We start from the raw sequence: 13,217 nt of genomic DNA, 5'->3' as shown, positions 1-13,217 counted from the left end.
TCCTCGAAGAGGTTGTGTGTGCTCTGTGTGCTCTGGGGGTCAGGAGGCGACCGGCAGGGCGAACGGCGACAGCAGTTCGGCGGCGGCGCGGCTCTCCTGGATATGGCCGACGATCTCCTCAGCCCGGCTGGCCAGCGCGCTGAGCAGGGAGTCGGCGATGCCGTGGGTGTCCTCGTTGACGCCCTGCAGGTAGCAGGCGGCGCCCGAGCCCGCGGGCAGGGTCAGCTTGTAGAAACGGTCGACGTCGACCTCGTCGAGGCCGGCTCTCACGGCCATCTCCCGGACGAGCGAGGGCATCCGGCGGTCGAAGCCGGTGCCGAGCAGCACGACGTCGCAGGGCAGCTCGTCGCGGCGGCCGCTCTTCCTGTCGGTGAGGGTGAGGACGACCTCGCCGCCCTCCATCCTGGCCTCGGAGACCTCGGCCATCGTGATCATCCGGATCCTCTCCTCCCCGGTGAGGCGCTCAAGGTAGATCTGCCGGTAGAGGGTCTCCAGCAGGCCCGGGGAGAGTCCCGCGTAGTTGGTGCGGTGCATCTCGCCGAGGAGCTGGCGGCGGGCCTCGGGGCGGGATCCGTAGAACTCGTCGATGAAGGAGGCGTAGAAGAGCTCGTTGGTGAACTTGCTGCTCTCGTAGCCGTTGAGGCCGATGGAGCGCATGACCATGGTGCACTGGGCGTTGGGCATGCCCTGGTGGACGGCCCAGAGCATCTCGGCCGCGCTCTGCGCGCCGCCGATCACCGCGACCCTCTGCGGGGCGTCGTGGTCGAGCCGGGCGACTTCCCGGCTGTACTCGGTGCTGTGGATGATCCGCTCCCTGGGGAGCGCCGTGAACACCTCGGGGATGTGCGCGTCACGGCCCGCGCCGACCACCAGGGTGCGGCAGGCGATGGTCGAGCCGTCGCCGAGCCGGACGGTCCACCGCTCGACCTGGCCGTCGTGGGACAGGATCGGCTCGATCGCCACGCAGCGCCGGTCGTACTCGATGCGCACCTGCGCCAGCGATTCAGCCACCCAGAGCAGGTAGTCGGATATCTCCATTCTATAAGGGGTGAAGCTTCCCAGGTTGACGAATTCGTTGAGCCTTCCCACGGAGTGCAGATAATTAACGAAGGAGAATTTGCTCTGCGGGTTTCTCAAGGTGACCAGATCCTTGAGAAAGGAGACCTGGCTCTGTGTCCACGGCAGCAGCATTCCGCGCTGCCAGGCCACGTTCTCGTGCTGTTCGATGATCAGTGTTCTGGTTGCCAGTTCCGGTGCGAGCTCTTCGAGAGCCACGGCGAGGGCTAGATTGGACGGCCCTGCACCGAGTGCGAGCAGCTCGACTTCCTGGTGATTCACAGTGGTCGCCTCCCGGACGACTTCCCGGGCACGGCGCCCGGGGCGAATGGGTTTCCCCTCGGATCACTCCGGATCACTGCCAGCCGGCTCCGGTGGTCGGAGTGGGGGCCCGGACTGCGGTGAGAGCCGTGTTGCCGCCGGCCGTCCCGCCGGCCATGGCCGTGGTCGCCACGGTGGCCACGGGGGCGGCGGCGGGCGAGAGGGCGCCGAACACGGCGGCGTCCGAGCGGGTCATGGCGTTCATTGTTTTCTTCCCTTCGGCCGATGGCGCTCGGCGCCCTTCTCGCTTTTCCGCGGGTTCGGTGTTTCCGGCGCACCTTCTCCGGACATTTCCCGCTTTTTTCTGACACTTTGATTCTTGGCCGACATATGGGGGTCTTGGAAGGCTTCCGGGCTGTCAGGGCGCTGCACTGGCAGGACACTGCCAGGCTTCCCCGCCGAGCGTGTCGAGACGGGCGAGCACCAGATCGAGGTTGCCGCCGCTGCCCGTCAGCGACCAGCCGGCGAGCGCGGGCACCGTGTCGAGGCAACGCAGGCACAACCGGATCGCCGCGCCCTCGGCGGCGTTGAGCGTGGGCTGCCGGAGGAAGAACCCGAGATCGACGCCGGCGGAACGCGCCTCGCTGTAGACGTGCTCAAGCCGATCCTCGGGCTCCGCCAGCACCATGATCAGCCGCCGGAGCTCGGAGGCGGAGATCCGCTCCTCGGGCGGGGCCGGACGGCCCCCGCTCTCGGGGGCGCGCAGCCGTGCGTTGATGAGATACATGAATCGACCGTGGTCGGCCCGCGGCGAACAGACCAGGGTTTTCCACTGGCAGGCCCCTGCATGGCAGAGACCTGCCAGCGGTACCGGGAACCCGCCGGAACCGCCGCCGGCGACGGCGGTTCCGGCGCTCGAAGGCGACCGAGGGCGACGAGGCGACTGGAAGTGATCGGGGATTATTGGGGGTTATCGACATAACCCGGTCATCACTCCGCCGAGCTAACGTCAGGCCGCGACCATGACTGGTCTGGCCCACACGGTCGTGTCGCGGCCACGCTCGCATCGTGGAGGTGTCGTGCTCACGCTGCTCGGCCTCGGATCCACCGAGGAAACCATCTATCGAACCATGCTGGAGAACCCCTCCTACGGGGTGACCGAGCTCAGCCTGGAGCTGGGCTGGCCGGTCCACCTGATCCGCAGTACGCTGGACGAGCTGGCCAGGCTGTCGCTTCTGCGTCCCTCCTGGGAGGAGCCGGACGTGCTGCGCCTGGTCCGTCCCGAGGTGGGGCTGGCCGCGCTGCTGGCCCGCGAGGAGGCCGCGCTGCTGAACAGGCAACAGGAGATCGAGCGGGGCCGGACAACCGTCGCCCAGATGATCGCGGCCTACGCGGACCACAACCCGGCGCAGCTCAGCGGGGATTCCGAGACGCTTACCGGCATCGACACGATCCGCGCCAGGATCGAGGAGCTGTCCGCCGAATGCCGTCAGGAGCTGCTCGGCTTCGAACCACAGGGCGCTCAGACCCCGGACAACATCGAGGCGAGCCGTCCCCTGGACAGGGCACTGCTCGAACGCGGCGTCGCGATGCGCACCATCTACCTGGACAGCGTCCGCAACGACCAGCCGACCATGGGGTACGCGGGCTGGCTCACCGAACACGGCGGCCGGGTTCGCACGGTGCCCAGCCTCCCGCTCCGCATGATCGTCTTCGATCGGCGGACGGCCCTGGTGCCGACGAATCCCGAGGACAGCGGCACCGGGGCGGTCCTGTTGCGCGGCGCGGGCATCGTCACCGCCCTGATCGCGCTGTTCGAGCAGACGTGGGAGACCGCCATCCCTCTCGGCGAGGAGCACCGGACCGACGACAAGGGGCTCAGCAGCCAGGAGCGTGAGATCCTCCGTCTGCTCTCCATCGGGCTGACCGACGAGGCGGTGGCCCGCAGGCTCGACGTCTCGGTGCGCACCCTGCGGCGTGTCACCGCCGGGCTGATGGAACGGCTCGACGCCCGGAGCCGGTTCCAGGCCGGATACCTCGCGGCCGTCAGGGGATGGCTGCCCACCTGCCCGTGACAGCGGTCCCACCCGGCGGCTCCGGCCCCGGGACCTCCGTTCCGGCGCCCGGTTGCAACGCTCCACACCCGTTCTCGGCGGAATACCGGCAGATCTCCGGGCTGTTTGGATGCCTGAGGCCCGTGGCGGCACCATCAGAGGAGACACGTGGGTACGAGCACCTCTCGTCCGCCCTGGCTCCGCAGCCGGGTGCCCGCCGCGCTCGCCGCCGTCGCGATCGTCGCCGCCGGGCTGACGGTCCGCGCGGTCACCGACGGCTGGTTCGGCAAGTACGCGGGTGACGCCCTCTACACCGTGCTCGTCCACACGCTGATCGTGCTGGCCCGTCCCCGTGTCCCGCCGGTCCGGGCCGCGCTGGGCGCCCTGGCGTTCAGCTGGGCGATCGAGTTCGCGCAGCTCACCTCCGTCCCCGCCACGCTCTCCGAGGCGAGCGTGGCGGCCAGGCTGGTGCTCGGCAGCACGTTCGGCGCCGCCGACCTGGTCGCCTACGCCGTAGGGGCCGCCCTCGCCGGAACGGCGCACGCACTGGCCCGCGGCCTCCGCTCATCCGGACACGTCACCCGATAGCCCGGCCTCCCCCTCGTCAGCACGGGTACCGCCGGGGAGGGCGGCGGCCACCCGGCGGGGCTCCAGGCGCCCTGCCGGTCTCCGATCAGGCCGTATCATGGGGGACCATGCCTGAAGGACACACCATTCATCGGCTGGCCGCGCTGCACCGGCGGATGTTCGGTGGCGGGACGGTGCACGCCGAGAGCCCACAGGGCAGATTCGCCGCCGGGGCGCTCCAGATCGACGGGCGGGTGCTCCAGGAGACCGACGCGCACGGCAAGCACCTGCTGCTCGGCTTCGACGACGACCGCTGGCTCCACATTCACCTGGGCATCTACGGCAAATACACCTTCGGCCCGACGCCGCCGCCCGCGCCGACGGGGATGGTACGGCTCCGCCTGAGCGGCGCCGAGGAGTACGCCGACCTGCGCGGGCCCAACACCTGCGAGCTGATGGACCCCGGGGAGAAGAAGGCGCTGCACGGCAGGCTCGGGCCGGATCCGCTGCGCGCGGACGCCGATCCCGAGCTCGCCTGGCGGCGGATCGGCCGCAGCCGCACCTCCATCGGGGTCCTGCTGATGGACCAGTCGGTCGTGGCGGGCGTCGGCAACATCTACCGGGCCGAGGCGCTGTTCCGGCAGGGCGTGGACCCGTCCCGCCCCGGCCGTGACCTCACCCGCGAGCGGTGGACGGCGATCTGGGCCGACCTGGTGCTCCTCATGGCCGACGGGGTGCGGGTGGGCCGGATCGACACGGTCAGGCCCGAGCACACCCCCGAGGCGATGGGCCGCCCGCCCCGGGTCGACGAGCACGGCGGCGAGGTCTACGTCTACCGGCGCTCCGGCATGCCCTGCCTCCTGTGCGGTTCCGAGGTCAGAGCCGGGGTGCTCGCCGGCCGTAACCTCTTCTGGTGTCCGAGCTGCCAGGCCGCCTGAGCCGCGCGGCCGGGCGGGCCGTGTGTCAGAGCAGGCGTGCCGCCGCCTCGACGGCCGCCTGACTCGCCGGGACCAGTGGGAGGCGTACCGAGGCGGTGGGGATGCGGCCCCCGGCGTGCAGCACCCCCTTGATCACGGTGGGGTTGGGCTCGGCGAACAGGCTCGCCGACATGACGGAGAGCCGGTGGCCCAGGGCCCGCGCGCGCGCGACGTCACCGGTGCGCCAGGACTCCACCAGTTCCACGTATTCGGCGGTGCGCAGGTGGGCCGAGGCGAGGATGCCTCCGGAGGCGCCGAGGGCGAGCAGCGCGGAGAGGAACGGGTCGTCCCCGGCCAGCACCGCGAAGTCGTCCGGCAGATCGGCCAGCAGGGTGACGGTGTCCTGGTCGACGCCCCCCACCGCCTGCTTGACCCCGGCCACCATGGGCAGTTCCCCCAGCCTGCGCAGGGTGGCCGCGCCCACGGACTGCCCGGTCCGGTAGGGGATGTTGTAGATCACCATCGGCACCGGGCTCTGCTCGGCCAGCACCGTGAAGTGGGCGAGCACCCCGGCCTCGGACGGGCGGACGAACGACGGCACGGTGACCAGCGCCGCCGACACCTCAGGCCGGTCCTTCAGGGCGCGCAACGCGTCGGCGGAGCTCCGGGTGTCGCTTGATCCGGCCCCGACGATCAGCTCCGTCCCGTGTTCCCGGCTCACCCTCGCGCACACCTCGACGACCGCCCGCCGCTCCTCCTCGGCGAGTGTGGCCACCTCGGCGGTGGTGCCGAGCGCCACCAGCCCCGCGGCCCCGTCGGCGAGCGCGGTGCGCGCGAGGTCTTCGAGCGCCTCCAGGGCGATCTCACCGTTCTCGGCGAACGGGGTGATCAAGGGAACGTAGATACCGCTGAGAGTCATGACCCCAGCCTGACGGCAGGTGACCATGCAGGTCCAGTTCCGTTTTCTTCCGAAACCGTTAAGCTGAACTGATGCTCGATGTGCGCCGTCTCCGCCTGCTCCGCGAACTGTCCTACCGGGGCACGATCGCCGCGGTCGCCGAGGCCCTGATGTTCACGCCCTCGGCGGTCTCCCAGCAGCTCGCCGCGCTGGAACGGGAGGCCGGGGTGGCGCTGCTGGAGAGGACCGGCCGCGGGGTGACTCTCACCCCGGCGGGGATCGCGCTGGTGGGACACGCGGAGGCCGTGCTGGAACGGCTGGAGCAGGCTTCGGCGGAGCTGGCCGTGGCACGCACCGGCCTGGTCGGGACCATCAGGATCGGCGCCTTCCCCACCGCCACACGCACGATCCTGCCCGCGGCCCTGGCCACCCTCGGCCGGGACCACCCCCGGCTGGAGCCGATGGTGGACGAGACGGACCCCGCCGAGGTGGCCCCCCGGCTCCGGGCGGGCGACCTGGACCTGGCCCTGGTCCACGAGTACGACTTCGTCCCCGCCGCGGCCGACCTCGCCCTGGACACCGAACCTCTGCTGGAGGAGCCGATGTATCTCGCGTCCGGCACCGGCGGCGACTCCCTGGTACGGCGGCGCGACGCCGCGTGGATCGTCTCCAAGCCGGGCACGCTCTGCTACGAGATGACGGTACGGGCCTGCCAGGCCGCCGGGTTCGCGCCCAGGATCCGCCACCACATCGACGACTTCGCCGCCGTGCTGGCGATGGTCGCCGCCGGCCAGGGCGTCGCGCTCGTGCCCGAGCTGGGGGCGGCCGATCCGCCGGAGGGCGTCCGGCTCACCGAGTTGCCCATGCGCCGCCGTACCCAGATCGCCTTCCGCCGGGGCGCCGCCGCCCACCCGGCCCTCGCCGCCTTCACCGCCGCGCTGCGCTCGTCGATCCCCCGTTGAACGGCCTCGCGGCCCCCGCCCCGACCTGCGGTAACACATCCGGAAATAATGAAAGAAAAGGTACCTTCAGGATGAGACCTTCCAGACCGAAGGCGCTGAGGCCGACCGGGTTATGAGATGACGGAGCGTGACGGTGGACGCGGTGGACTGGACCCTCCTGGCCGAGTTGCAGGCCGACGCGCGGCTGTCCTACAGCGAGCTCGCCAGGCGGGTGCACATGTCGGCCCCGGCGGTGGCCGAGCGGGTACGGCGGCTGGAGGAGACCGGGGTGATCACCGGCTATCACGCGCGGATCGATCCGGCGCTGGCCGGGCGCGGGGTGGCCGCGCTGATCAGGATGTCGTGTTACGGACCGCGCTGCGTGCTCCGCGACGAGCAGGCTCTGGCGTGGCCGGAGATCCTGGAGGTGCACCGGGTGACCGGGGACACCTGCTGCCTGCTGCGGGTGGCCGCCTCCTCGATGACCGCCTTCGAGGAGCTGATCGACAGGCTCGCGCCGTACGGTCACCCGTCGAGCATGATGGTCCTGTCCAGCCCGGTCCCCTGGCGCCCGCTCTCCCCCGCCTAGGGTTCCGCCCAGCCGTACCCGCCCGTGGGGCCCTCTCCTCACATCGCCGTCACCGCCCCCTGCCGGCCGTGCCCGCCCGTGGGGGCGGGGGGACCGCCGGGGCGTCGGATCCGGCGCCCTCACCGGTGTCCCGGTCGGAGGGGTCAGGACGTGCGGCCGGCGATCACGCCGGCGGTTGCCCGCCAGATCGGGGAGGCCGGGTCGATGATGTCGAAGTGGTCGCCGGACATTTCTAGATATGTCACCTCATCGCCAGATTCCTGGGCGGCGCGCGCGTAGCGGCGGCTCAGGTCGACCAGGTCGAGGTCGTCGCCGTCGCCCTGCGCGACGAGCTGGGGCACCCCCAGCGGGAGGCGCTCCAGCGGGCTGGACCGCCCGTACACGGCGGGCAGGTCGGCGGCCGATCCGCCCAGGGCCGAGGCGACCGCGCCGGAGCCGAGGTGCCTGCGGTCGCCCTCCACCAGGTCGAGGACTCCGGCCAGGGAGACGGCGAGGGTGATCCGGCGGTCGTCGGCCGCGGCGCGGAGGGCCAGCTGCCCGCCCGCCGAATGGCCGATCACCACGACGGGACCGGGCACGTCCCCGGCCGCCAGCGCGACGCCCCGGGCGACGTCCTCGGTGGTCGCCGCCCAGCCGTGCAGGTCGGGACGCCGGTATTCGAGGTTCCAGGCGGCGAATCCCCGCTCGGCCAGGTCGACGCAGAGCGCGTCCATCAGATCCGCGCCCCAGACCGAGCGCCAGTAGCCGCCGTGCACCAGCACCGCCACGGGCGCCGGTCCCGCGTCCTCGCGCGGCGGCCGCACCTCCGCCCACTGGTCGGGGTGCTCACCGTAGGCGACCCTGCGCGCGGGGCTGCGCAGCCGGTGTACGGCGTGCCTGATCGCCCAGGTCAGCCCCCCGACTCCCCGGCCGTACAGGTGGGTGACCTCCGGGTCCCCCGGGCCGGAGACGGACCTCGTCAGGTCGAGCCGGACCGCGTGGGGACGCCGCGAGAGCAGATCGCGCGCCTCGGGATCCGGGCCCGGGAGGACGACCAGGGCGCCGGGGAACTCCAGGGCGGCCCGGAGATCGGGCAGGCCGGGGGCGGGCACCGTCCTCCCCTTGACGCCGAGGGCCGCGAACTCGCGATCGGCGACCTCCGCGAGCAGCCGGAGATCGGCGACCAGACCGGGACCGGTCACCACGAGCACGTCAGGGACAGAAGGGATCATCCGCCCATTGTCCCCCATCGTGCCCACCATCGCCCCGGCGGCCACGGCGCCGCACCGGGATCATCCCGGGAGGCAGGCCGGGGGTTGTATCGAGAAAGATCACCTTCGTCGTGACTTCCGGGTCACCGCTCCTCCGGCCGACACCAACTCGACAGATTAAGAATATTTATCGCCTTTGGTGGGTTTGTCGGGTGGAACGATCTCTAGCCGTAGGACCTCTGAGGCGTTAGCGTCTGCGCATGGAGCACGTTGAGATCTCCGGTAAGAGGCTCCGGCTGAGGGAGGTCACCTACGATGACGTGGACGCGCTGCACGCCGTCTACGGCGATCCGGCCGCCACCGAGCACCTGCCGTTCGACCCGCGCAGCCGCGAGGAGGTCGAGGGGATCGTCACCGAGGCGCTGCGCGGCGCCAAGGCCGAGCCCCGGCGGCTGTACCTGCTCGCGGTGGTCGATCTGGAGGACCGCGAGACCATCGGGGTGGCCAGGCTGCACATCGAGGCCGACCACCCGCACAGCGCGGAGATCGGCCTGGGGCTCCGCCCCGACCACTGGGGCCGGGGCATCGGCACCGACCTGATCCGGCTGATGCTGCTGTTCGGTTTCCGGCACCTGCGCCTGCACCGCGTCTGGGGCGCCCGCTCCCCCGCCAACACCGCCGCCCAGCTCGCGATGCTGGTCGCCGGAATGGTGGAGGAGGGCAGGATCAGGCACCACGTGCGGGCCCACGGCACCTGGCGCGACTCGGTCGTCCACTCGGCCCTTGAGGACGAGTGGGAGGGACACAGGGACGTCTGAGTGTCGCGGGGAGCCCGCCCTCACCCCTCGCCGGGGACCGGCCTCGGGGATCCCGATCCGGCGCGGGGCCAGGCCCACACCGCCATGGCGACGACCCCGCCGAACAGCGTCACGCCGAACGGGACGTGCAGCGCCGTGTTACCCGCGCCGCCGACCGCGGACTGGGCGAGGCCGAGGAGGAGCAGGGCCAGGCTCGCCAGTGCCGGCCGGCCCGGCCCGCGGCCCGGACGCCAGAGCACGACGGCCGCCACCAGCTGGACCAGGCCCAGCAGGTGAACCGCGCCGGCTCCCATGGCGTGCGCCCCCGCGGCGCCTCCGTTCAGCAACCGCCCGGCGGTCACCGCCTGGACGAGGATCGCCACCGCGTTCAGCGCGATGACGATCCGCAGCACGGTCAGCGTGCGGCCTGCCTGCGCGACCTCGGACCCCACCGGAGCCACCTCTCTCCCGGAAAACCCCGGAAACCTCTGGGAAACCGTCGGCCTGAAGTGTCCCGGAGCCCGATGACCATGACATCCGCCGCTCGGCGCAGCCCGGACTACACCTCTCGGCATACTCCGCCCAGCCCCTGGATGAGGGCCCATCGCGCGCGGCGGAAGGCCCCCTCGGAAAATGTCGTGACAAAATTGCTGCCGTTTCTCATTACAAAGATCATAAAATAGCTCTAGAGTCCGCGCATGTGAGTGAGAGTTCCATCCTCCCTGTGCGCGGACGCGCCGTGCGGCCCTCCGGCCGGCACCGCAGACCCGTGCCCGCCCAGCTTCCGCCCGAGGCACCCGCGCTGGTGCTGGCCGCGCTCGGCGACGCCTCCGGCGCCGCCACCGAGTTGGCGGCCCTGATACGGGTGGACAACCCCCAGATCGAGGTCCGCCTGGCCGGCCTCGGCAGAGACGGCAAGGAGCTGACCTCCGAGCTGGAGACGGCCGCCGGCAAACGCCCCAAGGACGGCGTCGCCGCCATCGTGGTGCCGCTGCTGACCTGCCCGCACCCGGTAGCGGACCCGCTGATCGCCACGGCCGTCGCGGCGAGCGGGGTGTCCGTGACGGTCACCGAACCGCTCGGCCCCCATCCGCTGCTCGCCGAGGCGCTGCACATCCGGCTGGCCGAGAAGGACCTCGCCCGGGCCGACCGGATGCGCCTGCTCAACGTCTCCAGCCCGATCGACGCGGTCATCCTGGCCACGGTCGGCGGCGAGGCCGCGGCCGCGGAGGGGCAGGCGACGGCCGTACTGCTCGCCTCTCGGCTGACGCTCCCCGTCCTGGTCGCCTCCCTGGACGGGGCGCCCGCCGTCGCGGCCGCGGCCGAGCGGCTGCGGGGCATCGGCGTCGAGCGCATCGCGCTGTCCCCGTGCTTCATCGGCCCCGAGGCCGATCCCGGGCTGGCGCGCGCCGCGGCGGCGGAGAACGGGATCGCGTGCGCCGACCCGCTCGGCGCGCACGGGCTCATCGCCGACCTCGCGGCACGCGCCTACGGGAGCATCCTGGCCCTAGGCTGACGTGAGAGATCCCCCGAGGGGGGTACTGAGCAGGCGTGAGTACCGTCAGAGGGGGATCGATCATGTTGTTCGGGAGAGAGCACGTCGAGCGCTACCGCGCGACCGACGGCGCCGAGGGGCACGACTGGCAGGGCACCACGGCCCTGATCCTGACCACCACCGGCCGCCGGACCGGCGAGCGGCGCGACGCGCCGCTCATCTACCAGCGCCACGGAGACGACTATCTCGTGGTGGCCTCCAACGGCGGCGCCGACGCCCCGCCGACCTGGTATCTCAACCTGCAGGCCGACCCGGAGGTGGAGGTCCAGGTGCGGGGTGACCGGTTCAGGGCGAGGGCGCACACGGCCACCCCCGAGGAGAAGGCCGAACTCTGGCCGATCATGACCGCGGCCTGGCCGCCCTACGACGAGTATCAGACCAAGACCGACCGGGAGATCCCGGTGATCGTGCTGGAGCGCGTCCCGTCCTGACCCCGGCTCAGGTCTCCAGCCAGACGTAGCCGGCGAAACGGCCGGTCCGCCGGTCCCTGCGGTGGGAGAAGAGGTCGGCGGTCTCGATGGTGCAGCGGGTGTCGTGGGTGACGTCACGGACCCCCGCCTTGGCGAGCTGCGAGATGATCGCGGCGCGCAGGTCGAGGGCCGGGGTGTCCTGACGGGTGATCGACCAGGCTTCGGGCAGCACGGCCGCGACCTCGGCGCGGAGCGCGGCGGGCACCTCGTAACAGGTGCCGCAGGCCATCGGGCCGATCAGGGCGGTCATTCCCGCCGGGTCCGCTCCGCGTCCGGCCATCTCCTCCACCAGGGCGGGGACCACGCCGAGAACGGTGCCGACCCGGCCGGAGTGCGCGGCCCCGACCAGGCCCGCACTCGGGTCGGCCAGCAGAACGGGGGCGCAGTCGGCGCAGAGCGCCGCCAGGCCGAGTCCGGGCACGTCGGTGCAGACGCCGTCCAGCGGCGGCGGGTCGTCGCCGAACGGCTCGCTCACGTACCGGACGTCGGCGCTGTGCACCTGCCGCATGAACACGACCCGGTCCAGGCCGAACTCGGCGGCGGTCCTGGCCCGGTTGACGGCGACCGCCTCCGGGTCGTCGCCGCACATGCCCCCGAGGTTGCGGCTGCCGTACGGCTCCGCGCTGACTCCGCCGTGGCGGTCGGTGATCCTCATTCGAAAGTTCACGGCCCCGACCTTACCCACCGATGGAACCCCCCTCTTGGCGCATTCGCCGCACAAGGCGGCGGATCACGGCCGGATGACCGATCGGTAGAGGTCCATGGTCTGCTCGGCGATCCGGGTCCAGGAGAAGTGCTCCACGGCCCGGCTCCGTCCGGCCGCGCCCATCTCGGCGGCGCGCTCCGGGTCGGCGAGCAGCAGGTTGACCCGCTCGGCCAGGCCGGCGGCGAACCGTTCGGGGTCGTCGGGGGTGCCGTCGGCCGCGGACCGCCCGATCGGGACCAGCAGTCCGGTCGAGCCGTCGGCGACCACCTCGGGGATACCGCCGGTGGCGGTGGCCACGACGGCGGTCCCGCAGGCCATGGCCTCCAGGTTCACGATGCCCATCGGCTCGTAGACCGAGGGACAGACGAACACGGTGGCGTGGGTGAGGATCTGGATCACCTCCGGGCGCGGCAGCATCTCCGAGATCCAGACGACGCCGTCCCGGTCCAGCCCCCGCACGAGCCCGGCGACCTCGGCGGCGATCTCCGGTGTGTCGGGCGCGCCCGCGCAGAGCACGAGCTGGGCGTCGGGGTGGATGTCCCTCGCCGCGTGGAGCAGGTGGACCAATCCCTTCTGCCGGGTGATCCTGCCCACGAACACGACGTACGGCCGGCCGGCGTCGATGCCGTGCCCGTCCAGGACGGCGGTGCCCGGGTCGGGGGCGTACTCGGCGGTGTCGATCCCGTTGTGGATCACCGAGACCCTCTCCTCCGGTATCCCGGGGTAGCAGGCGAGCACGTCACGCCGCATCCCCTCCGAGACGGCGATGATCGCGTCGGCGCTCGCCAGCGCGCCGCGCTCGGCCCACGAGGAGAGCGTGTAGCCGCCGCCGAGCTGCTCGGCCTTCCACGGCCGCAACGGCTCCAGACTGTGCGTGGTCACCACGTGCGGCGTGCCGTACAGCATCTTCGCGACGTGTCCCGCGAAGTTGGCGTACCAGGTGTGGCTGTGCACCAGGTCCGCGCCCCGGCAGCCCGCGGCCATCTCCAGGTCGACGCCGAGCACCTGGAGCGCGGCGTTGGCCGTCTCCAGCCCGCCGGGCACCCGGTACGCGTCGACGCCGTCCTCGGGACGGGGCGCCCCGAAGCAGCGGATCCGGACGTCCGCCAGCCGGCGCAGCTCCCTGGCGAGGTACTCGACATGGACCCCGGCGCCGCCGTACACCTCGGGGGGATACTCACGACTCAGCAGATCAACGCGCATACGATCACCCTAG

16 protein-coding genes are annotated in these 13,217 nt (G+C 71.8%); 8 read left to right on the top strand and 8 right to left on the bottom strand.

The features are described from left to right. Positions 1-39: 39 nt before the first annotated feature. From ACWEF2_RS17335 to ACWEF2_RS17325, 3 genes are all read right to left on the bottom strand, one after another. Positions 40-1,338: a lysine N(6)-hydroxylase/L-ornithine N(5)-oxygenase family protein gene (locus tag ACWEF2_RS17335; protein WP_453816290.1), complete on the bottom strand. Its 1,299-nt coding sequence runs from the start codon at positions 1,336-1,338 to the stop codon at positions 40-42. Between the two features lie 73 nt (positions 1,339-1,411). Further along, complete coding sequence (locus ACWEF2_RS17330) at positions 1,412-1,582, bottom strand: hypothetical protein (protein ID WP_453816288.1); 171 nt, start codon at positions 1,580-1,582, stop codon at positions 1,412-1,414. Between the two features lie 153 nt (positions 1,583-1,735). Beyond that, positions 1,736-2,104 carry a hypothetical protein gene (locus tag ACWEF2_RS17325; protein ID WP_453816286.1) on the bottom strand — a complete coding sequence of 123 codons (369 nt, stop codon included), beginning with the start codon at positions 2,102-2,104 and terminating at the stop codon, positions 1,736-1,738. 292 nt (positions 2,105-2,396) lie between these two features. Between ACWEF2_RS17325 and ACWEF2_RS17320 the strand changes: the two genes are divergently transcribed. The 3 genes from ACWEF2_RS17320 (at position 2,397) to ACWEF2_RS17310 (ending at position 4,876) form a co-directional block, all read left to right on the top strand. Then, on the top strand, positions 2,397-3,392 hold the full coding sequence (locus ACWEF2_RS17320) for a LuxR C-terminal-related transcriptional regulator (RefSeq protein WP_453816284.1): 996 nt from the start codon (positions 2,397-2,399) through the stop codon (positions 3,390-3,392). Positions 3,393-3,539: 147 nt separating this feature from the next. Further along, the gene (locus ACWEF2_RS17315; protein ID WP_453816282.1) at positions 3,540-3,959 is read left to right on the top strand and encodes a ribosomal maturation YjgA family protein; all 420 of its coding nucleotides are present in this window, start codon (positions 3,540-3,542) and stop codon (positions 3,957-3,959) included. Positions 3,960-4,066: 107 nt separating this feature from the next. Beyond that, positions 4,067-4,876 carry an Fpg/Nei family DNA glycosylase gene (locus ACWEF2_RS17310; protein WP_453816280.1) on the top strand — a complete coding sequence of 270 codons (810 nt, stop codon included), beginning with the start codon at positions 4,067-4,069 and terminating at the stop codon, positions 4,874-4,876. A 25-nt stretch (positions 4,877-4,901) separates the two neighbouring features. On the opposite strand, the gene dapA is transcribed toward ACWEF2_RS17310, so the two are convergent. After that, the gene (dapA, locus tag ACWEF2_RS17305) at positions 4,902-5,774 is read right to left on the bottom strand and encodes a 4-hydroxy-tetrahydrodipicolinate synthase (protein ID WP_453816279.1); all 873 of its coding nucleotides are present in this window, start codon (positions 5,772-5,774) and stop codon (positions 4,902-4,904) included. A gap of 71 nt (positions 5,775-5,845) precedes the next feature. Here dapA and ACWEF2_RS17300 point away from each other — a divergent pair, with 71 nt between their 5' ends. Beyond that, positions 5,846-6,715, top strand: a complete 870-nt coding sequence (locus ACWEF2_RS17300) for a LysR family transcriptional regulator (RefSeq protein WP_453816277.1) — start codon at positions 5,846-5,848, stop codon at positions 6,713-6,715. A gap of 133 nt (positions 6,716-6,848) precedes the next feature. Beyond that, a complete protein-coding gene (locus ACWEF2_RS17295) occupies positions 6,849-7,283 on the top strand; it encodes an Lrp/AsnC family transcriptional regulator (protein WP_355598163.1) in 435 nt (144 codons plus the stop codon). Between the two features lie 143 nt (positions 7,284-7,426). On the opposite strand, the gene ACWEF2_RS17290 is transcribed toward ACWEF2_RS17295, so the two are convergent. Next, complete coding sequence (locus ACWEF2_RS17290) at positions 7,427-8,494, bottom strand: alpha/beta hydrolase (RefSeq protein ID WP_453816275.1); 1,068 nt, start codon at positions 8,492-8,494, stop codon at positions 7,427-7,429. Between the two features lie 239 nt (positions 8,495-8,733). Here ACWEF2_RS17290 and ACWEF2_RS17285 point away from each other — a divergent pair, with 239 nt between their 5' ends. Further along, on the top strand, positions 8,734-9,291 hold the full coding sequence (locus tag ACWEF2_RS17285) for a GNAT family N-acetyltransferase (RefSeq protein ID WP_355598065.1): 558 nt from the start codon (positions 8,734-8,736) through the stop codon (positions 9,289-9,291). Between the two features lie 20 nt (positions 9,292-9,311). Here ACWEF2_RS17285 and ACWEF2_RS17280 read toward each other — a convergent pair whose 3' ends face one another. Then, entirely contained in the window at positions 9,312-9,722 is a 411-nt protein-coding gene (locus ACWEF2_RS17280) for a hypothetical protein (RefSeq protein WP_453816272.1), read from the bottom strand. A 248-nt stretch (positions 9,723-9,970) separates the two neighbouring features. On the opposite strand from ACWEF2_RS17280, the gene ACWEF2_RS17275 reads away from it, so the two are divergent. Together ACWEF2_RS17275 and ACWEF2_RS17270 are read left to right on the top strand one after the other, a co-directional pair. Next, on the top strand, positions 9,971-10,786 hold the full coding sequence (locus ACWEF2_RS17275; RefSeq protein WP_453816271.1) for a sirohydrochlorin chelatase: 816 nt from the start codon (positions 9,971-9,973) through the stop codon (positions 10,784-10,786). Positions 10,787-10,848: 62 nt separating this feature from the next. Beyond that, on the top strand, positions 10,849-11,256 hold the full coding sequence (locus ACWEF2_RS17270) for a nitroreductase family deazaflavin-dependent oxidoreductase (RefSeq protein ID WP_453816270.1): 408 nt from the start codon (positions 10,849-10,851) through the stop codon (positions 11,254-11,256). Positions 11,257-11,263: 7 nt separating this feature from the next. Here the strand turns inward: ACWEF2_RS17270 and pgeF are convergent, their stop codons facing one another. Together pgeF and glgA are read right to left on the bottom strand one after the other, a co-directional pair. Next, complete coding sequence (gene pgeF, locus ACWEF2_RS17265; RefSeq protein ID WP_453816421.1) at positions 11,264-11,950, bottom strand: peptidoglycan editing factor PgeF; 687 nt, start codon at positions 11,948-11,950, stop codon at positions 11,264-11,266. A gap of 75 nt (positions 11,951-12,025) precedes the next feature. Beyond that, positions 12,026-13,204, bottom strand: a complete 1,179-nt coding sequence (gene glgA, locus ACWEF2_RS17260) for a glycogen synthase (RefSeq protein WP_453816268.1) — start codon at positions 13,202-13,204, stop codon at positions 12,026-12,028. Between the last annotated feature and the right edge of the window lie 13 nt (positions 13,205-13,217).

This window comes from Streptosporangium sp. NPDC004631 (genome assembly GCF_053601935.1).
This window is presented reverse-complemented; position numbering and strand designations above follow the sequence as displayed.

Excerpts from the sequence above, each read along its gene's own strand:
- ACWEF2_RS17330 (WP_453816288.1), bottom strand. The coding sequence starts at position 1,582 with ATGAACGCCATGACCCGCTCGGACGCCGCCGTGTTCGGCGCCCTCTCG.
- ACWEF2_RS17325 (WP_453816286.1), bottom strand. The coding sequence starts at position 2,104 with ATGTATCTCATCAACGCACGGCTGCGCGCCCCCGAGAGCGGGGGCCGT.
- ACWEF2_RS17310 (WP_453816280.1), top strand. The coding sequence starts at position 4,067 with ATGCCTGAAGGACACACCATTCATCGGCTGGCCGCGCTGCACCGGCGG.
- dapA (WP_453816279.1), bottom strand. The coding sequence starts at position 5,774 with ATGACTCTCAGCGGTATCTACGTTCCCTTGATCACCCCGTTCGCCGAG.
- ACWEF2_RS17300 (WP_453816277.1), top strand. The coding sequence starts at position 5,846 with ATGCTCGATGTGCGCCGTCTCCGCCTGCTCCGCGAACTGTCCTACCGG.
- ACWEF2_RS17290 (WP_453816275.1), bottom strand. The coding sequence starts at position 8,494 with ATGATCCCTTCTGTCCCTGACGTGCTCGTGGTGACCGGTCCCGGTCTG.
- ACWEF2_RS17285 (WP_355598065.1), top strand. The coding sequence starts at position 8,734 with ATGGAGCACGTTGAGATCTCCGGTAAGAGGCTCCGGCTGAGGGAGGTC.
- ACWEF2_RS17270 (WP_453816270.1), top strand. The coding sequence starts at position 10,849 with ATGTTGTTCGGGAGAGAGCACGTCGAGCGCTACCGCGCGACCGACGGC.
- pgeF (WP_453816421.1), bottom strand. The coding sequence starts at position 11,950 with ATGAGGATCACCGACCGCCACGGCGGAGTCAGCGCGGAGCCGTACGGC.
- glgA (WP_453816268.1), bottom strand. The coding sequence starts at position 13,204 with ATGCGCGTTGATCTGCTGAGTCGTGAGTATCCCCCCGAGGTGTACGGC.